This window comes from Curvibacter fontanus, assembly GCF_054780335.1.
Window position 1 is genome coordinate 187,440 of the sequence record NZ_BAAGWN010000012.1, and the last position, 17,466, is coordinate 204,905.

Annotated in this window: 18 protein-coding genes; 6 read left to right on the top strand and 12 right to left on the bottom strand. The window is 66.0% G+C overall.

Annotated elements, in window-relative coordinates:
• Window positions 1-4: 4 nt before the first annotated feature.
• Window positions 5-1,000 (bottom strand): DUF58 domain-containing protein, encoded by a 996-nt coding sequence (locus ACYVH8_RS08700; RefSeq protein WP_460488453.1) that lies wholly within the window; start codon window positions 998-1,000, stop codon window positions 5-7.
• Between the two features lie 14 nt (window positions 1,001-1,014).
• Window positions 1,015-1,935: an AAA family ATPase gene (locus tag ACYVH8_RS08705; protein ID WP_460488454.1), complete on the bottom strand. Its 921-nt coding sequence runs from the start codon at window positions 1,933-1,935 to the stop codon at window positions 1,015-1,017.
• Window positions 1,936-1,976: 41 nt separating this feature from the next.
• On the opposite strand from ACYVH8_RS08705, the gene ACYVH8_RS08710 reads away from it, so the two are divergent.
• Entirely contained in the window at window positions 1,977-2,930 is a 954-nt protein-coding gene (locus ACYVH8_RS08710) for a histone deacetylase family protein (protein WP_460488455.1), read from the top strand.
• A 93-nt stretch (window positions 2,931-3,023) separates the two neighbouring features.
• On the opposite strand, the gene ACYVH8_RS08715 is transcribed toward ACYVH8_RS08710, so the two are convergent.
• Window positions 3,024-3,509 carry a DsrE family protein gene (locus ACYVH8_RS08715; RefSeq protein ID WP_460488456.1) on the bottom strand — a complete coding sequence of 162 codons (486 nt, stop codon included), beginning with the start codon at window positions 3,507-3,509 and terminating at the stop codon, window positions 3,024-3,026.
• Between the two features lie 78 nt (window positions 3,510-3,587).
• Here ACYVH8_RS08715 and ACYVH8_RS08720 point away from each other — a divergent pair, with 78 nt between their 5' ends.
• The 5 genes from ACYVH8_RS08720 to ACYVH8_RS08740 all read left to right on the top strand — a co-directional run bounded on the left by ACYVH8_RS08720 (window position 3,588) and on the right by ACYVH8_RS08740 (window position 9,817).
• Window positions 3,588-4,823 (top strand): mechanosensitive ion channel family protein, encoded by a 1,236-nt coding sequence (locus ACYVH8_RS08720; protein WP_460488457.1) that lies wholly within the window; start codon window positions 3,588-3,590, stop codon window positions 4,821-4,823.
• Window positions 4,824-4,979: 156 nt separating this feature from the next.
• The gene (locus ACYVH8_RS08725) at window positions 4,980-5,729 is read left to right on the top strand and encodes an electron transfer flavoprotein subunit beta/FixA family protein (RefSeq protein ID WP_460488458.1); all 750 of its coding nucleotides are present in this window, start codon (window positions 4,980-4,982) and stop codon (window positions 5,727-5,729) included.
• 126 nt (window positions 5,730-5,855) lie between these two features.
• A complete protein-coding gene (locus tag ACYVH8_RS08730) occupies window positions 5,856-6,800 on the top strand; it encodes an electron transfer flavoprotein subunit alpha/FixB family protein (RefSeq protein ID WP_460488459.1) in 945 nt (314 codons plus the stop codon).
• A 172-nt stretch (window positions 6,801-6,972) separates the two neighbouring features.
• Entirely contained in the window at window positions 6,973-8,757 is a 1,785-nt protein-coding gene (locus tag ACYVH8_RS08735) for an acyl-CoA dehydrogenase (protein WP_460488460.1), read from the top strand.
• A 91-nt stretch (window positions 8,758-8,848) separates the two neighbouring features.
• Window positions 8,849-9,817 (top strand): NAD(P)H-dependent flavin oxidoreductase, encoded by a 969-nt coding sequence (locus tag ACYVH8_RS08740; protein ID WP_460488461.1) that lies wholly within the window; start codon window positions 8,849-8,851, stop codon window positions 9,815-9,817.
• On the opposite strand, the gene ACYVH8_RS08745 is transcribed toward ACYVH8_RS08740, so the two are convergent.
• From ACYVH8_RS08745 to ACYVH8_RS08785, 9 genes are all read right to left on the bottom strand, one after another.
• Window positions 9,818-10,072: a PAS domain-containing protein gene (locus ACYVH8_RS08745; RefSeq protein WP_460488462.1), complete on the bottom strand. Its 255-nt coding sequence runs from the start codon at window positions 10,070-10,072 to the stop codon at window positions 9,818-9,820.
• A gap of 91 nt (window positions 10,073-10,163) precedes the next feature.
• Window positions 10,164-10,814 (bottom strand): phosphoethanolamine transferase domain-containing protein, encoded by a 651-nt coding sequence (locus ACYVH8_RS08750; RefSeq protein WP_460488463.1) that lies wholly within the window; start codon window positions 10,812-10,814, stop codon window positions 10,164-10,166.
• A gap of 55 nt (window positions 10,815-10,869) precedes the next feature.
• The gene (locus ACYVH8_RS08755; RefSeq protein WP_460488464.1) at window positions 10,870-12,234 is read right to left on the bottom strand and encodes an MBL fold metallo-hydrolase; all 1,365 of its coding nucleotides are present in this window, start codon (window positions 12,232-12,234) and stop codon (window positions 10,870-10,872) included.
• A 100-nt stretch (window positions 12,235-12,334) separates the two neighbouring features.
• A complete protein-coding gene (gene dnaJ, locus ACYVH8_RS08760; RefSeq protein WP_460488465.1) occupies window positions 12,335-13,468 on the bottom strand; it encodes a molecular chaperone DnaJ in 1,134 nt (377 codons plus the stop codon).
• Between the two features lie 12 nt (window positions 13,469-13,480).
• On the bottom strand, window positions 13,481-13,843 hold the full coding sequence (locus ACYVH8_RS08765) for a four helix bundle protein (RefSeq protein ID WP_460488466.1): 363 nt from the start codon (window positions 13,841-13,843) through the stop codon (window positions 13,481-13,483).
• Between the two features lie 35 nt (window positions 13,844-13,878).
• The gene (dnaK, locus tag ACYVH8_RS08770; protein WP_460488467.1) at window positions 13,879-15,819 is read right to left on the bottom strand and encodes a molecular chaperone DnaK; all 1,941 of its coding nucleotides are present in this window, start codon (window positions 15,817-15,819) and stop codon (window positions 13,879-13,881) included.
• A 190-nt stretch (window positions 15,820-16,009) separates the two neighbouring features.
• Entirely contained in the window at window positions 16,010-16,534 is a 525-nt protein-coding gene (grpE, locus tag ACYVH8_RS08775) for a nucleotide exchange factor GrpE (RefSeq protein ID WP_460488468.1), read from the bottom strand.
• 100 nt (window positions 16,535-16,634) lie between these two features.
• Window positions 16,635-16,994 carry an FKBP-type peptidyl-prolyl cis-trans isomerase gene (locus ACYVH8_RS08780; RefSeq protein WP_460488469.1) on the bottom strand — a complete coding sequence of 120 codons (360 nt, stop codon included), beginning with the start codon at window positions 16,992-16,994 and terminating at the stop codon, window positions 16,635-16,637.
• A 107-nt stretch (window positions 16,995-17,101) separates the two neighbouring features.
• Window positions 17,102-17,413 carry a winged helix-turn-helix transcriptional regulator gene (locus tag ACYVH8_RS08785; RefSeq protein WP_460488470.1) on the bottom strand — a complete coding sequence of 104 codons (312 nt, stop codon included), beginning with the start codon at window positions 17,411-17,413 and terminating at the stop codon, window positions 17,102-17,104.
• Window positions 17,414-17,466 lie beyond the last annotated feature (53 nt).

Below are 17,466 nucleotides of genomic sequence, written 5' to 3' on the forward strand. Positions count from 1 at the left end.
AAAGTCAGTGCAAAGCCAACGCTTCCAGACACCGCCTCTTGTGCATCTCCCCCTGCTCAGGCGGCAACTCAAGCCCAGGCAAACGCAAGCCGTAGTCCAGCTCCAGGGCCTCTGCGGCCAGCACCCAGGCGCACAGGCGTGAGAGACGTTGCTCCAGCGAGGCGCCCTGGGTTTCCGAGAGATCGAGCCAGAGCTGGAAGTGCTGGGCCTGCAGGCTGTCGCGGCTGACCAGTTCGTCGGTCTTGGCGGCTTTTTTCCAGACGATGCTCTTGAGCGGGTCGCCGCGGCGGTAGGGGCGCACGCCGTCGAACTCACTGCTGGCCACATGGCGCGCGGCGCTGCCGCCGTGGCTGTGGGCCTGCCCCTCGGGCAGCGCGGGGGGCGAAGGTTCGGCCTGCGGGTAGACCAGCACGCTGGCGGCCGGGCGCCACAGGGTCCAGACGCGGAAGATACCCAAGGGGAAACGTGTCTCGGCCGTGAGCATGGGGACCTCGTGCCGGCCGCGCGACAGGCCGGGCCATACCAGTTCGGTGTCGGTGCTGCCCTGGCCGGGCACATCGCACCAGACCCAGGGGGCGTGCAGATCTTCGCCATAAACGCGCAGGCCGATGCCGTAACGTGGTGCGCTGCGCGCGTTGTGCAGGCTGATGCGCAGTTTGCTGGGCGCGCCGGCGTGGTGGGCCTCGACGGGGTGCAGCACCAGGGTGAGGCCGCGCAGCGTGCCGTGCGAGATGTAGGTGCTGACGATGGCGCTGCCGCCCAGCAGGAAAGTCAGCAGGTAGCCCAGGTTGAGCTGGTAGTTGATGGAGGCCACCAGCAGCACCAGCAGGGTGCCGGCCAGCATGAAACCGGCGCGTGTGGGCAGGATGTAGACGTTGCGCTGCGTCAGCGTGAGCGTGTCGCTTTGGGGCAGACGGGCCTGCCACCAGCGCTGCCAGCGGGCGCGCACATGGCCCAGCGGGTGCAGTGCCGGGTTGGGCAGAGGATGCGCCGCGTCCATGGTGGGCCCGGTGCTCAGGGCAGGGGCACCGCTTCCAGCATGGCGCGCACCTGCTCCAGCGGGCCGCGGCCGGCGCTGGCCACGGGCACCAGGCGGTGGGCCGTGGTCTGCGGCAGGATGGCCTGCAGGTCGTCGGGGGCCACGTAGTCGCGCCCGCTCAGAAGGGCCTGGGCCTTGGCGGCGCGCAGCACGGCCAGGCCCGCGCGGGGCGAGAGGCCTTGGACGAACCAGCGGCCGTTGCGGGTGGCGGCGATCAGGTCCTGCAGATAGTCCAGCAAAGGTGGGGCGGCGTGCACGGCCTGCACCTGCTGTTGCAGGGCCTTGAGCTCCTCGGCGCTCAAGAGGCCGGGCAGGCGGTCCACCATCTCGCGCCGGTCGCTGCCCGAGAGCAGCGCGCGTTCGGAGGCGCGGTCCGGGTAACCCAGGGAGATGCGCATCAGGAAGCGGTCCAGCTGCGACTCGGGCAGCGGGTGGGTGCCCAGCTGCTCCTGCGGGTTCTGCGTGGCGATGACGAAGAATGGCTGGGGCAGGGGGCGGGTCTCGCCCTCGATGCTGACCTGCTTCTCTTCCATGGCTTCGAGCAGGGCGCTCTGCGCCTTGGGACTGGCGCGGTTGATCTCGTCGGCCAGCAGCACCTGCGCGAAGATGGGGCCGGGGTGGAAGACAAAGACGTTCTGGTTGCGGTCGTAGATCGACACACCCGAAAGGTCGCTGGGCATGAGGTCGGCGGTGAACTGCACACGCGAGAACTGCAGGCCGAAACTGCGCGACAGCGCGTGGGCCAGGGTGGTCTTGCCCACGCCGGGCGCGTCCTCGATCAGCAGGTGGCCGCCGGCCAGCAGACAGGCCACGCCGTCCTGGACCTGGGCCGGTTTGCCCACGATCACCGTGTTAAGCTGATCCAGCAATGATTTGAGTTTGGCTTGTGCGTCCATGGCATGACCATAACTGAAATTCCCAGGAGACGGGCGCCGTCATGAGCAAGACCGGATTTTTTACCCACCGTGACTGTCGCAAGCATGAGATGGGCCCGGGCCATCCCGAATGTCCCGAGCGGCTCGACGCCATCGAGGACCGCCTTCTGGCCAGTGGTGTGGGCGATGCGTTGACACGCAAGGAAGCCCCATTGGCTTCGCTGGACGAGGTGGAGCTGGCGCACAGCCGCATGCATGTGTCGGCACTGCGCGGCCTGAGCGTTACCCTGATCGAAGAGAGCGAGGCTGGCGGCCCGGGCTACGCCATGATCGATCCGGACACCTCCATGAATGCGCACTCCTGGAACGCCATCCTGCGCGGGGCCGGTGCTGCTTTGGCGGCCACCGATGCCGTGATCGCCGGCGAACTGGAAAACGCCTTCTGCGCGGTGCGCCCGCCTGGTCACCATGCCTGTCGCGACCAGGCCATGGGTTTCTGTTTCATCAACAACGTGGCCACGGCGGCCAAGTACGCGGTGGAACGCCATGGCTTGAAGCGCGTGGCCATCGTGGACTTCGACGTGCACCACGGCAACGGCACCGAGGACATCGTGGCCGGTGACCAGCGCATCCTCATGGTGAGCTTCTACCAGCATCCCTTCTACCCGCACGGCGGTTCGCGTTCGGACGCCGACAACCTGGTCAATGTGCCGGTGCCGGCCTACACCAAGGGCATGGCGGTGCGCGAGCTGATCGAGACGCTATGGATGCCGCGCCTGGAAGCGCACAAGCCCGAGATGATCTTCATCAGCGCCGGCTTTGACGCGCATCGCGAGGACGATCTGGCCCAGCTGGGCCTGGTGGAGGCCGACTACGCCTGGATCACCGAGCGCATGATGGACGTGGCGCGCCGCTACAGCAAGGGACGCATCGTCTCCTGCCTGGAGGGCGGCTACAACCTCAGCGCCCTGGGGCGCAGCGTGGAGGCGCATCTGCGAGCCCTGGCCGGGGTCTGATCAGAGGTTTCGCCGCTGGGCCGCCCCAAGGCGAAACGCGGCCCCCTCGGGGGGGCAGGGAGCTCACGCAGTGAGTGACCGTGGGGGCCACATTCACCAAGCCACATAGGCGTAGCCCTTTTCCTGGTATTCCATGAGGGCCGCCGCCCCCACTTCCTCGATGCGCGCGACGTCGAGCATGTCGGGCTTGGACCAGTTCAGGGAGTGCATGGTGTTGCCGCAGGCCACGAATTCCACGCCGTAGGACTCGCTCATGCTCCTGACGCGCTGCTGCAGCAGGGGCGCGACCGGACGCAACGGCTTTTTGGCCAGCAGATGGATGCCCGGCCCCCAGGCCACCACGGCAATGGCCACGTCGTCCACGTATTTCTTGAGCACGGCGCCGACGGAGTTCAGGATGGCTTCCTGGTACTCGTGCTCGGGGCGATTGAGCTGGTAGACGATCTTGTGCGGTGGGCCGTCGGCAGCGGCCTGCGCTTTGCCTGTGGCCGCGCTGACGGGGAGTGCGGCGCCGGCCGTGGCGGCGGCTGCGACGGCGCCGAGCAGCTGGCGGCGGGCCAGGGGGGTGGTTTTGGACATGGTGTTCTCCGTGGGGTCCACCGTAGATTAGCCCATGCGATGCCGAGTTCCCGGCGCAATCGGTGAAAATCCTGCACCATGAGCGAACTTCAAAATCTCTTGCACGATCTGGGCGGCGCGCGCGTCTGGGTCGAGGTGCTGGTGCTGCTGGCCTGCCTGGCCCTGGCTTACGGCGTGGCGCGGTATGCGCGGCGCGGGCACGGGGCCGATTCCGTCTGGTTCGGCCGCCATGTGTTCGACGGCCTGCTGTTCCCCGTGCTGGCCCTGGTGCTGATCTATGCCGCCCGCCATGGCGTGGCCCGGTACCAGACGGTGGCGGTGCTCAAGGTGGCCCTGCCCATCTTCACTTCGCTGGCGGCGATCCGCCTCTTCGTGCGCGTGCTGGGGGCCTCTTTTCCCCTGTCGGCCGCGGTCAAGCTGATCGAGCGTTTTGTTTCCTGGCTGGCCTGGGGCGCCGCCGTGCTCTGGATCACCGGCCTGCTGCCGGCCGTGCTGGAGGAGCTGGATGCCATCCACTTCCTGTTCGGCAAATCGCGCATCAGTGTGCGCACCCTGCTGGAGGGCACGCTGTCTTCGGGCCTGATGCTGGTGGTGGTGCTGTGGATCTCGGCCACCATCGAGCGACGCATCCTGCGCGAGGCCGTGGGTGATCTGTCCATCCGCAAGGTGGCGGCCAACGGCATCCGTGCCCTGCTGCTGCTGCTGGGGCTGCTCTTCGTGCTCTCGGCCGTGGGGGTGGACCTGACCGCCCTCTCGGTGTTGGGGGGTGCGCTGGGCGTGGGCCTGGGCTTCGGCCTGCAGAAGCTGGCGGCCAATTACGTCAGCGGCTTCGTCATCCTGCTGGAGCGCTCGCTGCGCATCGGTGACGTGGTGCGCGTCGACAACTTCGAAGGCGTGGTGACCGACATCAAGACGCGGTACACCCTGATCCGCGCGCTCAACGGCCGTGAGTCGGTGGTGCCCAATGAGCTGATCATCACGCAGCGTGTGGAGAACCTGTCGACGACGGATCCGCGGGTGCAGCTTTCGATCAATGTGACCGTGGGCTACGAGAGCGAGGTCGAGCAGGTGCGGGCGATCCTGGTGGCTGCAGCCTTGGCGAGCGAGCGGGTGCTGAAAGACCCGACCCCGGCCGCCTACCTGGCCAGCTTCGGCCCCGACGGGCTGGAGTTCACGCTCTCGGTCTGGATCCAGGATCCCGAGAACGGTCAGCTGGCCCTGCGCTCCGAGATCAACATGGCCATCCTGCGCGGCCTGCGTGGGGCGGGCATAGAGATTCCGTACCCCCAACGCGTCGTCCACATGAAGTCCTGAAAGACGTCGTATTTCTCCGCGTATAATAAAAAAGCACGATCGTTCTTTTTATGTCGCGCAAGTGCCCATCGTCCGAGGTGGGTGCGCCTAGAATCGTTTGCCTGACGTGTACGTCAATCGCAACCATCGAATCAGTAACCAGCAGGAGTGGCTCCCATGAAAGTCCTCGTCCCCGTCAAACGCGTGGTCGACTACAACGTCAAGGTTCGTGTCAAGTCGGACAACACCGGCGTCGACATTGCCAACGTCAAGATGAGCATGAACCCCTTTGACGAGATCGCCGTCGAAGAGGCCGTGCGCCTGAAGGAAAAGGGCGTGGTGACCGAGGTCATCGCCGTGTCCTGCGGCGTGACCCAGTGCCAGGAAACCCTGCGCACCGCCATGGCCATCGGCGCCGACCGGGCCATCCTGGTCGAGACGGCTGAGGAACTGCAGCCCCTGGCCGTGGCCAAGCTGCTCAAGGCCCTGGTGGACAAGGAACAGCCGGGCCTGATCATCCTGGGCAAGCAGGCGATTGACGACGATTGCAACCAGACCGGCCAGATGCTGGCCGCGCTGGCCGATCTGCCGCAAGCCACGTTTGCCTCCAAGGTCGAGATTGCCGATGGCCGGGCCTTGGTCACGCGTGAGGTGGACGGCGGCCTGGAGACGCTGAGTGTCAGCCTGCCGGCCGTGGTCACCACCGACCTGCGCCTGAACGAGCCGCGTTACGTCACGCTGCCCAACATCATGAAGGCCAAGAAAAAGCAGCTCGACATCCTCAAGCCCGAAGACCTGGGCGTGAACGTCGCCCCGCGCATCAAGACCCTCAAGGTCTCGGAACCCCCGAAGCGCAGCGCCGGTATCAAGGTGCCCGACGTCGCCACGCTGGTGAGCAAGCTGAAGAACGAAGCGAAAGTTATTTGAATGACGAATGACCTCGCGCCTGCAGCGCATCGATGATGCGGTCTACGCCCGCATGACTTCAGTCATTTTGTCATCGAAGCCGCACAGCGGCGAGGTCATTCTGTCATCCGACATTCAGGAGTAAACATGACCACACTCGTTATTGCCGAACACGACAACGCGTCCATCAAGGGCGCGACCCTCAACACCGTCACCGCGGCCAAGGCCTGCGGTGGTGACGTCCACGTGCTGGTCGCCGGGCACAACGCCGGTGCCGCCGCTGCGGCTGCCGGCAGAATAGCCGGCGTGAGCAAGGTGATTCACGCCGACGGCGCCCAGCTGGCGCACGGCCTGGCAGAGAACGTGGCCGCCCAGGTGCTGGCCATCGTTTCGAATCCGGCCGGCAACTACAGCCACATCCTCTTCCCGGCTACGGCCGCGGGCAAGAACGTGGCCCCGCGTGTGGCCGCCAAGCTGGACGTGGGCCAGATTTCCGACATCATCAAGGTCGACAGCCCCGACACCTTCGAGCGCCCGATCTACGCCGGCAACGCCATCGCCACCGTGCAGAGCCTGGACGCCAAGAAGGTCATCACCGTGCGCACCACCGGTTTCGATCCGGCCGCCGCCACCGGCGGCAGTGCGGTTGTGGAAATCGCAGCGGCCGCGGCTGACAGCGGCAAGAGCAGTTTTGTCGGTTCCGAGATCGCCAAGAACGACCGCCCCGAACTGACCGCCGCCAAGATCATCGTCTCCGGTGGCCGCGCCCTGGGTTCGAGCGAGAAGTTCAACGAGGTCATGACCCCGCTGGCCGACAAGCTGGGCGCCGCCATCGGCGCCAGCCGCGCCGCGGTGGACGCGGGCTACGCGCCCAACGACCTGCAGGTCGGCCAGACCGGCAAGATCGTGGCCCCGCAGCTGTACATCGCCGCAGGCATCTCGGGGGCCATCCAGCACCTGGCCGGCATGAAGGACAGCAAGGTCATCGTGGCCATCAACAAGGACCCTGAGGCCCCGATCTTCTCCGTGGCCGACTACGGCCTCGAAGCCGATCTGTTCACGGCCGTGCCCGAGCTGGTCAAGGCGCTGTAAGGGCATGAAGCGCCCTGCGGGCGCATGACCTCGCGCCCGTGGCGCATGGGTGACGCGGGCTGCGCCCGCAGGGCTTCGGTCATTTCGTCATCGATGCCGCGCAGCGGCGAGGTCATGCCCGCACAGCGGGCGTCATGCGAGCAGCAAGTCATGCGTTATTAGGAGATATGCCATGAGTTACGTCGCCCCCGTCAAGGACATGCTGTTCAACATCAAGCACCTGGCCCGCATCGATGAGATCGCCAGACTGCCCGGCTTCGAGGACGCGGGTTACGACACGGCCCAGGCCGTTCTTGAGGAGGCGGCCAAGTTCAACGAGCAGGTGGTGGCGCCGCTCAATGGGGACGGGGACAAGAACCCTTCGAGCTGGAAGGACGGCAAGGTCACGACCACGCCGGGGTTCAAGGACGCCTTCCGTCAGTTCGGTGAGGGTGGCTGGCAGGGTCTGCAGCACCCGTCAGATTTCGGCGGCCAGGGCCTGCCCAAGACCATCGGTGCGGCCTGCATCGAGATGGTCAACAGCGCCAACCTGAGTTTCGCGCTGTGCCCGCTGCTCACCGACGGCGCCATCGAGGCCCTGCTCACGGCGGGTTCCGACGAACTCAAGTCCATCTACCTGGAAAAGCTGGTCAGCGGCGAGTGGACCGGCACCATGAACCTGACCGAGCCCCAGGCCGGCTCCGACCTGGCCCTGGTGCGCAGCCGCGCCGAGCCGCAGCCCGACGGCAGCTACAAGGTCTTCGGTACCAAGATCTTCATCACCTACGGTGAGCACGATATGGCGGGCAATATCGTGCACCTGGTGCTGGCGCGTGTGACGGGTGCGCCTGAGGGCATCAAGGGCATCAGCCTGTTTGTCGTGCCCAAGTTCATGGTCAACAAGGATGGCTCGCTGGGCGCGCGCAACGACGTGCACTGCGTGAGCATCGAGCACAAGCTGGGTATCAAGGCCAGCCCGACGGCGGTTCTTCAATACGGCGACCATGGCGGTGCCGTCGGTTACCTCGTGGGCCAGGAGAACCGCGGCCTCGAATACATGTTCATCATGATGAACGCCGCGCGCTACGCCGTGGGCATGCAGGGCATTGCGGTGGCCGAGCGCGCCTATCAGCAGGCCGTGGGCTATGCGCGCGACCGCGTGCAGAGCCGCCCGGTCGACGGTTCGCTCAAGACCAGCGCGCCCATCATCCACCACCCCGACGTGCGGCGCATGCTCATGACCATGCGCGCCTACGTCGAGGGTTGCCGCGCCATGTCCTCGGTGGCCGCTGCGGCCTACGACGCCGCGCACCACCATCCCGATGCCGAGGTGCGCAAAGAGAACCAGGCCTTCTATGAATTCATGGTGCCCCTGGTCAAGGGCTACAGCACCGAGATGAGCCTGGAAGTCACCAGCCTGGGCGTGCAGGTGCACGGCGGCATGGGTTTCATCGAGGAGACCGGCGCGGCCCAGCACTACCGGGACGCCAAGATCCTGACCATCTACGAAGGCACCACGGCCATCCAGGCCAACGACCTTGTGGGCCGCAAGACCCTGCGCGACGGCGGCCAGACCGCCAAGGCCATCGCCCAGCAGGTCGCCGCCACCGTGGCTGAGCTCAAGAAAAACGGCAGCGCCGACGCACTGGCCGTCGCCGCGCGCCTGGATGCCGCAAGACGGGCCTTTGTCGACGTGGTCGAGTTCATGGTCGCGGAGAAGGACCCCAACGCCGTCTACGCCGGCAGCGTGCCCTACCTCATGCTGGCGGGCAACCTGATGGCGGGCTGGCAGCTCGCGCGCGCGCTGCTCGTGGCCCAGGCCGAGCTGGCCCGTGCTGAAGACAAAGCCTTCATGCAGAGCAAGATCACCGTGGCGCGTTTTTACGCCGAGCACATGCTGAGCAAAGCCCCGGGCTCACGCGACAGCATCGTGGAAGGAGCCGCCAGCGTGACGGCGCTGGCACTCGAAGCCTTTTGATCCACCGTTCGCCCTGAGCCTGTCGAAGGGCCCTTCGTCCTTGCTCAGGACAGGCTCAGCCTGAACGGATCGCCTTGTGTATGGAGACATGATGTCCAAGCTTCCCGCTACTTTGCAGAACCTGCCGCTGCCCATCATCGGTTCGCCGCTGTTCATCATCAGCAATCCCAAGCTCGTGATCGCCCAGTGCATCGCCGGCGTGGTCGGCGCCATGCCGGCACTCAACGCGCGCCCGGCCGCGCAGCTCGACGAGTGGCTGGCCGAGATCACCGAGGCGCTGGCGGCGCACAACCAGGCGCACCCGGAGCGGCCGGCCGCACCCTTTGCCATCAACCAGATCGTGCACAAGTCCAACGATCGCCTGGAGCGCGACATGGCCCTGTGCGTGAAGTACAAGGTGCCGGTCATCATCACCTCCCTGGGCGCGCGCGAAGAGATCAACCAGGCGGCGCACAGCTACGGCGGCGTGGTGCTGCATGACATCATCAACAACAAGTTCGCGCACAAGGCGATCGAGAAGGGCGCCGACGGCCTGGTCGCCGTGGCCGCGGGTGCCGGTGGCCATGCGGGCGTGAAAAGCCCCTTCGCCCTGGTTCAGGAAATCCGCCAGTGGTTCGACGGCCCGCTGGCGCTCAGCGGCTCCATTGCCACCGGCGCCTCGGTGCTGGCGGCCCAGGCCATGGGCGCGGACTTCGCCTACATGGGCACGGCCTTCATTGCCACGCATGAGGCCCGCGCGGTGGAGGCCTACAAGCAGGCCATCGTCGAAGGCAGCTCGGACGACATCGTCTACAGCAGCCTGTTCACCGGGGTGCACGGCAATTACCTGGCGCCCAGCATCCGCGCCGCGGGGCTGGACCCGGACAAGCTGCCCGAGAGCGACCCCAGCGCGATGAATTTCGGTGGTGACGCCAAGAAGGCCTGGAAGGACATCTGGGGTTCGGGCCAGGGCATCGGCGCCATCACCCAGGTGCAGGGTGCGGCGGAATTCGTCGCGCAGCTGCGGCGTGAGTACCGCGCCGCGCGTGAGCGCCTGCTGGCCGTCTCGACCGGTGTCTGATCAGGCGCAAGTCTCGACGCGGTCGCGCTCGGCCTGCTTGGCCTTGTACATGGCTTCGTCGGCGCGCATGTGCAGCTGGCTGGTGGCGATGTCCCAGAGCTGCAGGAACTGGCGGTTGTGTGAAACCACCATGCCCTGGGCATCAACGACCAGGATGCCGTCGGGAGTGGTTTCGTAGATGGCCTTGATCAGCCGGGTCTGGAAATCAACCGAGTCCTTGTTGGGGGACGTTGGTTCTCGAGTCGTGGGTTCCACGCTTGCCTCCTGAGCACCCGGGAGTCGGCGCCGGCGGTGGGGGCGCGGCCCGTCATAACGAAGCCCGGGCCCTGGCAAGTGCCGGGGCCGCTCAGTGGCGCAGGCTCAGCAGGGTGTTGAAGGGGCTGAGCAGTTCAAGCCAGCGCGGCTGGTCCTGCAGCAGCGGCAAGAGCGCGGACTTGCCCAGGAACCAGACCAGGCCCAGCAGGCAGATGAAGATGAGCAGCAGCAGCAGGTTTTGCGGCAAGCGGCTGGCCAGCGCAACGCGCCGCAGGCTGAGCTGCCACATCCATACCGAAGGCAGCAGGGCCAGCAGGCCGAAGACCAGCAGAGGCTGCCACAGCGGCAGGGCCCGCAGCTGGGACCATACCGTCTGCAGCATGCCGGGTTTCAGGCTGGCGCTCAGATAGCTGTGGCCGGCCCACAGCAGCAGCGAGTTCAGGGCCGCCAGCCACAGCAGCGCGATGACGCTGATCTTCAGCAGCCAGGACCAGTTCAGCAAACTCAGCAGCACGCCGAGGGCGGCGGTCGTCAGCAGGCCGAAACACAGGCCGATCCACAGCAGGGAGCCGAAGTCCATGGGCAGGCGCGCGAGCTCACGCCAGAGCGGCAGATTGCCAGCCAGCGCCAACCAGAGACTGGCCAGCAGCAGGAGCTGCGCCGGATGCCGCGCCTCGCGCTGGTCGGCAGGCGACAGCATCGATTGGGCGAATTCGGTGACGTGGAAGAGTCTCAGGCTCATGGCGCGTCATTCTGACCGATTGCGGCCAGGTCACGTAACAGGGGGTAACCCCCGGTCAGGCCGGCCAGGTGGCGCCATGCTCGGGTACCAGGGCCCGCCAGCCCAGCCCGTGCTTAATGCGCACTCTCAGGGCATCGGCTGCTCCGGCTTCGCCGTGGACCACGTAGATCTGGTCCGGGGGAGTGGGCAGGCTGCGCAGCCAGGCTTCGAGCTGCGGTGCGTCGGCATGGGCCGAGGCGGATTGGAGCTGCACCACCTCGGCGCTCACGGCCACGTCCTTGCCATGGATGCGCACCGAGGAGGCACCGCTGGCCACCGTGGCACCGCGCGTGCCCGGCGCCTGATAGCCGGTGAGGATGATCATGTTGCGGTGGTTGCCCGCGTAGAGTGCCAGGTGGTGCAGCACACGCCCGCCCGTGGCCATGCCGCTGGCGGCCAGGATGACCATGGGGCCGTGGCGGCGTGCCAGGGCCTTGGACTCATCGGGTGTGTTGACCATGGTGGCACTGTGCGTCAGGGCCCGGACCTCGTGGGCATCGAGCCGGTGTTCATGGGGAAAGTGCTCGAACAACTGCGTGGTGTGGATGGCCATGGGGCTGTCCAGGAACACGGGCAGATTGTGGGGGACCTCTCCGCGTGCCTTCAGCTGGGCAATGGCGTGCAGGATTTCCTGCGCCCGCCCGACGGCAAAGACCGGGATCACCGCAACGCCGCCGCGCCCGGCCAGCCGGTGCAGGGCCGGGCCGAGTTCGGCCAGCACGTCTTCCTGTGGGTGCTGGCGGTCGCCGTAGGTGGATTCGATGAGCACGGTGTCGGCCGCAGGCGGGGGCTCGGGCGGGTTCATGATGAAGTCATCGGTGCGCCCGAGGTCGCCAGAGAACAGGATGCGCCGCCCCGCCACCTCCAGTAGCACACTGGCGGCGCCCAGGATGTGACCCGCGCGCAGGAAGGTGACGCGCCAGCCCTTGATGGGCTCAAAGCTGTGGCCGAACTCATGGGCCTTGATCTGTTTGAGACAAGCCTGGGCATCCTTGCGGGTATACAGGGGCAGGGCCGGGGCGTGTTTGGAAAAACCGTGGCGGTTGGCAAAGGCAGCGTCTTCTTCCTGGATGTGGCCACTGTCGGGCAAGAGGATGGCGCAGAGCTCGCGCGTGCCGCGTGTGGTGTGCACGGGGCCGCCGTAGCCTTCGCGTGCGAGCAGGGGCAGGTAGCCGCTGTGGTCCAGGTGGGCATGCGTGAGGATGACGGCATCGACCTGGTTGGGAGCCACCGGCAGCGGCGTCCAGTTGCGCAGGCGCAGTTGTTTGTAGCCCTGGAAGAGACCGCAGTCCACCATCAGGGTTTCCGCGCCATGGCGCACCAGGTACTTGGAACCGGTGACCGTGCCGGCACCGCCGAGGAAGGTGATGGAGACGCTCATGGGCGCATGGTAGTCCCGCGCCGAGTTCGCTTCTAGACGCAGATCAAAAAAGCCGCAAAGACTGACGTCCTTGCGGCTTCGGATCAGACAGGGCCAGGCTTCAGCTGAAGAAGCTCTTGAGCCGGTCGGCCCAACTGCCCTCACCCGGCGAGTGCTTGGCGCCACCCTTTTGCAGGGACTCGCCCAGCTCGCGCAGCAGCTTGCGCTGGTGCTCGGTGAGCTTGACCGGGGTCTCCACCGTGATGTGGCAGTAGAGATCGCCGGGGTAGCTGGCGCGCACGCCCTTGATGCCCTTGCCGCGCAGGCGGAACTGCTTGCCGGTCTGCGTGCCTTCGGGGATGTCGATGGCGGCCTTGCCCTGCAGGGTGGGCACCTCGATCTCGCCGCCCAGCGCCGCCGTGACGAAGCTGATGGGCACGGCGCAATGCAGGTCGTCGCCATCACGCTCGAAGATATCGTGCTTGCGCAGGCGGATCTCGATGTAGAGATCACCCGGCGGCCCGCCGTTCATGCCCGGCTCGCCATTGCCGGTGCTGCGGATGCGCATGCCGTCGTCGATGCCGGCGGGGATCTTCACTTCCAGCGTCTTCTGGCGCTTGATGCGGCCCTGGCCCTGGCAGCTGGGGCAGGGCTCGGGAATGATCTTGCCGCTGCCATGGCAGTGGGGACAGGTCTGCTGCACACTGAAGAAACCCTGGCGCATCTGCACCGAGCCCGAGCCGTGACAGGTGCTGCAGGGCTTGACCTGGGTGCCCGGCTTGGCGCCGCTGCCGCGGCAGGTCTCGCAGTTGTCCCAGCTGGGGATGCGGATCTGCGCGTCCTTGCCGCGGGCGGCTTCCTCCAGCGTGATCTCCATGGCATAGCTCAGGTCGCTGCCGCGGTAGACCTGGCGGCCGCCGTTAGCGCGTCCGCGCTGCTGGCCGAACATGTCGCCGAAGATGTCGCCGAAGGCCTCGGCAAAACCGCCGCCAAAACCTTCGCCTGCGCCGCCACGCATATTGGGGTCGACGCCGGCATGGCCGTACTGGTCGTAGGCCGCGCGCTTCTGCGCGTCGGACAGCATTTCGTAGGCCTCCTTGGCCTCCTTGAATTTTTCCTCGGCCGCCTTGGCGCTGTCACCCTGGTTGCGGTCAGGGTGGTGCTTCATCGCCAGCTTGCGATACGCCTTCTTGATGTCCTCGTCGGATGCGTTCTTGGGCAAGCCGAGGATTTCGTAAAAGTCTCTTTTAGCCATGACAAAATGACCTCAGCGGCTGCGCCGCTTTAATGACGAAATGACGGTGAGCACCTGGCTCTGGACGTCATCCAACTGCTCCTGGAGCTGCAACTTGTCGGCGATGTAGCCCAAGCGAACGGCCAATTCCAGATGGGTGTCGAGTTCAGACAAGGAACCGTTGGCGATATACAAAAACTGCAGCAGTTCCGCCGTGCTTTTTCTGGCAGAACCTTCTGCGATATTGGCGGGAACGGAAACCGCTGCACGCCGGATTTGCGAGGTTAATCCGAAAATCTCGTCCTTCGGGAATGACTGTGTGACAGAGTAGAACGCCTCGACGAGTTCCATCGAGGCGTTCCAGACCGGCAGCTTGGTGTGCGCGCGAACGGTCATTTTGTCATGCAGTCGCGAAGCGAGGGGTCATTTCGTCATCCCTTCTTGACTTCCTTGACTTCGGCATCCACCACATTGTCGTCGGCCGGACGGCTGGCCTGCGGCTGCTCGGCGCCCGGGGCGGCACCGCCACCGGCGGCGCCCGCCGCAGCCTGCTGCTCGGCGTAGAGCTTCTCGCCCAGCTTCTGGCTGGCCAGCATCAGGGCTTCGGTCTTGGCCTCGATGGCGGCCTTGTCCTCGCCCTTGATGGCTTCTTCCAGGTCCTTGGCAGCGGCTTCGATTTTTTCCTTCTCGCCGGCATCGAGCTTGTCGCCGTGCTCGGCCAGGCTCTTGCGCACGCCATGCACGGTGGCATCGGCCTGGTTGCGGGCCTGCACGATCTCCAGGCGCTTCTTGTCCTCGGTGGCGTTGAGTTCGGCGTCCTTCACCATCTTCTGGATTTCCTCCTCGGACAGACCCGAGTTGGCCTTGATGGTGATCTTGTTTTCCTTGCCCGTGGCCTTGTCCTTGGCGCCCACGTGCAGGATGCCGTTGGCATCGATGTCGAAGGTCACCTCGATCTGCGGCAGGCCACGCGGAGCGGGGGCGATGCCCTCGAGGTTGAACTCGCCCAGCGACTTGTTGCCGGCGGCCATCTCGCGTTCGCCCTGGTAGACCTTGATGGTCACGGCCGGCTGGTTGTCGTCGGCGGTGGAGAAGGTCTGCGCGAACTTGGTCGGGATGGTCGTGTTCTTGGCGATCATCTTGGTCATCACGCCGCCCAGGGTCTCGATGCCCAGGGACAGGGGGGTGACGTCCAGCAGCAGCACGTCCTTGCGGTCACCCGAGAGCACCTGGCCCTGGATGGCGGCGCCGACGGCCACGGCTTCGTCGGGGTTCACGTCCTTGCGCGGCTCCTTGCCGAAGAACTCCTTGACCTTGTCCTGGACCTTGGGCATGCGGGTCATGCCGCCCACGAGGATCACGTCCTGGATGTCGCTCACGCTCACACCGGCATCCTTGATGGCGGTGCGGCAGGGGGCGATGGTGCGCTCGATCAGCTCTTCGACCAGGCTCTCCAGCTTGGCGCGGGTCAGCTTGACGCTCAGGTGCTTCGGACCGGTGGCGTCCGCGGTGATGTAGGGCAGGTTGACGTCGGTCTGCGAGTTGCTGGAGAGTTCGATCTTGGCCTTCTCTGCGGCTTCCTTGAGGCGCTGCAGGGCCAGCACGTCCTTGCTCAGGTCCACGCCCTGGTCCTTCTTGAACTCGGAGATGATGAAATCGATGATGCGCTGGTCGAAGTCCTCGCCGCCCAGGAAGGTGTCGCCGTTGGTGGACAGCACCTCGAACTGCTTCTCGCCGTCCACGTCGGCGATCTCGATGATCGACACGTCGAAGGTGCCGCCGCCCAGGTCGTACACGGCGATCTTGCGGTCGCCGGCGCCGTGCTTGTCCAGGCCGAAGGCCAGGGCCGCGGCGGTAGGCTCGTTGATGATGCGCTTGACGTCCAGGCCGGCGATGCGGCCGGCGTCCTTGGTGGCCTGGCGCTGGGCGTCGTTGAAGTAGGCCGGCACGGTGATCACGGCTTCGGTCACGGGCTCGCCCAGGTAGTCCTCGGCGGTCTTTTTCATCTTGCGCAGGATGTCGGCGCTGACCTGCTGGGCCGAGATCTTCTTGCCGCGCACTTCCACCCAGGCGTCGCCGTTGTCGGCGGCCACGATGCTGTAGGGCATCAGGTCGATGTCCTTCTGCACTTCCTTCTCGGTGAACTTGCGGCCGATCAGGCGCTTGATGGCGTACAGCGTGTTCTTGGGGTTGGTGACCGCCTGGCGCTTGGCCGAGGCGCCGACCAGCACTTCACCGTCTTCCTGGTAGGCGACGATGGAGGGGGTGGTGCGCGCACCTTCCGCGTTCTCGATCACCTTGGTGCTGTTGCCCTCCATGATGGAGACGCAGCTGTTGGTGGTGCCGAGGTCGATGCCGATGATTTTGCCCATGTTCTTACTCCTGAGGGAAATTGGTTGCAGTCTTATCTGTGGATAACTGGCATGTTTTCAAGGGGATGACGCGCCTGCGGCGCATGACCTCGCTGCGCATCGATGACGGCGCTGCGCGCCATGATTGCAGTCATTTCGTCATGGAACCTGCGCGGCGGGGAAGTCATGCGCCGCAGGCGCGTCATCAAGTTCATTTCGGCGCCGCCACCGTCACGAGCGCCGGGCGCAGCACGCGCTCGGCGATGGTGTAGCCCTTTTGCAGCACGCTGACCACGGTATTGGCTTCCTGATCGGCGGGCACCACGCTGATGGCCTGGTGCTGGTGCGGATCGAACCGGGTCCCGGCAGGCGGGTTGATGGCGATGACCTTGTTGCGTTCCAGCGCGGCGCTGAGCTGGCGCAGGGTGGCTTCGGCGCCCTCGCGAATCTGCTCGGGCGTGGCGTCCTTGATGGTCAGACCGGCTTCCAGGCTGTCGCTCACCGGCAGCAGGCTCTCGGCAAAGGCTTCCACGGCGAACTTGCGGGCCTTGGAGATTTCCTCCTCGGCGCGGCGGCGGGCGTTTTCGGCCTCGGCCTTGGCGCGCAGGAACTGGTCGGCCAGCTCAGTGCTCTTGGCCTTGAGTTCGGCCAGTTCGGCCTGGGCCTGGGTCAAGGGGTCGGCGGCAATGCTGTCGGGGGTCGGATCGGGCGTGGGAGTGGCTTGCGGGTCGGTCATTTTTCGAGGGAAATGAAGATCAGCCGCCGACTTGGGGGCGGAATCCACCATTTCAAGAGGGGAGATAACAGGGACCGGCCGCGGGGCGGCCGCAGGAGGCTCAGCCGGCCAGGGCCAGCAGTTCGACTTCGAACTTCAGGGTGGCGTTGGGGGGGATGACGCCGCCGGCGCCGCGCGCGCCATAACCCAGGGCCGCCGGGATGATCAGCACGCGGGTGCCGCCGATCTTCATGCCGGCCACGCCCTCGTCCCAGCCGCGGATCACCATGCCGGCGCCCAGGGAGAATTCGAAGGGGTCGTTGCGGTCCTTGCTGGAGTCGAACTTGGCGCCTTGCACGCCGTTGTTGTAGAGCCAGCCGGTGTAGTGAACGGTCACGTCCTGGCCGGTTTTGGCTTCGGCGCCGGCGCCGGGCGCGGTGTCTTCGTACTGCAGACCGGAGGGGGTGGTGGTGATGGCCATGGCGCTGTCCTTCGTGCTATTTATTTGATAGCTGACAGTGCCGGCCGCAAGCCCGCACGCCAGCAAGGCGAAGGGCGAATTATGCCAGTTGGGGCGACCCGGGCCGCTCAGCGTGCCTTGCGCGCCTGGCTGGCCAGCCACTTGCTGGCAAAGGGGGGCAGCTCGCCCATGCGACGGGTCAGTTCGGCGCCGGTGCCGGTCAGCAGGTAACCGTCACTGCCGTGGTTGAGCAGGCCGGCTTCGCGCAGTTCCTTGATGCGGGTGTTCAGGGTGTTGGGCGTGATGCCGCCCACGCTGTCCTGCAGCAGACGGAAGGTCTGCGCATGGCCATCGCGCAGGGCCCACAGCACACGCATGGCGTAGCGCGACTCCAGCAGAGCCAGCAGCTGACCAATGGCGGCATTTTCCTTGTAGCTCATCCCACAGCACTCCTTGAAACGCCAGACCTGAGGCTTGGCGCACCCTCCCCGTG

What these genes read in the sequence shown, in the direction of transcription:
- dnaK (WP_460488467.1), bottom strand. Translation starts at nt 15,819, where the DNA reads ATGGGCAAAATCATCGGCATCGACCTCGGCACCACCAACAGCTGCGTC.
- ACYVH8_RS08735 (WP_460488460.1), top strand. Translation starts at nt 6,973, where the DNA reads ATGAGTTACGTCGCCCCCGTCAAGGACATGCTGTTCAACATCAAGCAC.
- ACYVH8_RS08725 (WP_460488458.1), top strand. Translation starts at nt 4,980, where the DNA reads ATGAAAGTCCTCGTCCCCGTCAAACGCGTGGTCGACTACAACGTCAAG.
- ACYVH8_RS08720 (WP_460488457.1), top strand. Translation starts at nt 3,588, where the DNA reads ATGAGCGAACTTCAAAATCTCTTGCACGATCTGGGCGGCGCGCGCGTC.
- ACYVH8_RS08730 (WP_460488459.1), top strand. Translation starts at nt 5,856, where the DNA reads ATGACCACACTCGTTATTGCCGAACACGACAACGCGTCCATCAAGGGC.
- ACYVH8_RS08765 (WP_460488466.1), bottom strand. Translation starts at nt 13,843, where the DNA reads ATGACCGTTCGCGCGCACACCAAGCTGCCGGTCTGGAACGCCTCGATG.
- ACYVH8_RS08785 (WP_460488470.1), bottom strand. Translation starts at nt 17,413, where the DNA reads ATGAGCTACAAGGAAAATGCCGCCATTGGTCAGCTGCTGGCTCTGCTG.
- ACYVH8_RS08710 (WP_460488455.1), top strand. Translation starts at nt 1,977, where the DNA reads ATGAGCAAGACCGGATTTTTTACCCACCGTGACTGTCGCAAGCATGAG.
- ACYVH8_RS08705 (WP_460488454.1), bottom strand. Translation starts at nt 1,935, where the DNA reads ATGGACGCACAAGCCAAACTCAAATCATTGCTGGATCAGCTTAACACG.
- ACYVH8_RS08715 (WP_460488456.1), bottom strand. Translation starts at nt 3,509, where the DNA reads ATGTCCAAAACCACCCCCCTGGCCCGCCGCCAGCTGCTCGGCGCCGTC.
- ACYVH8_RS08780 (WP_460488469.1), bottom strand. Translation starts at nt 16,994, where the DNA reads ATGGCCATCACCACCACCCCCTCCGGTCTGCAGTACGAAGACACCGCG.
- grpE (WP_460488468.1), bottom strand. Translation starts at nt 16,534, where the DNA reads ATGACCGACCCGCAAGCCACTCCCACGCCCGATCCGACCCCCGACAGC.
- dnaJ (WP_460488465.1), bottom strand. Translation starts at nt 13,468, where the DNA reads ATGGCTAAAAGAGACTTTTACGAAATCCTCGGCTTGCCCAAGAACGCA.
- ACYVH8_RS08750 (WP_460488463.1), bottom strand. Translation starts at nt 10,814, where the DNA reads ATGAGCCTGAGACTCTTCCACGTCACCGAATTCGCCCAATCGATGCTG.
- ACYVH8_RS08700 (WP_460488453.1), bottom strand. Translation starts at nt 1,000, where the DNA reads ATGGACGCGGCGCATCCTCTGCCCAACCCGGCACTGCACCCGCTGGGC.
- ACYVH8_RS08755 (WP_460488464.1), bottom strand. Translation starts at nt 12,234, where the DNA reads ATGAGCGTCTCCATCACCTTCCTCGGCGGTGCCGGCACGGTCACCGGT.
- ACYVH8_RS08740 (WP_460488461.1), top strand. Translation starts at nt 8,849, where the DNA reads ATGTCCAAGCTTCCCGCTACTTTGCAGAACCTGCCGCTGCCCATCATC.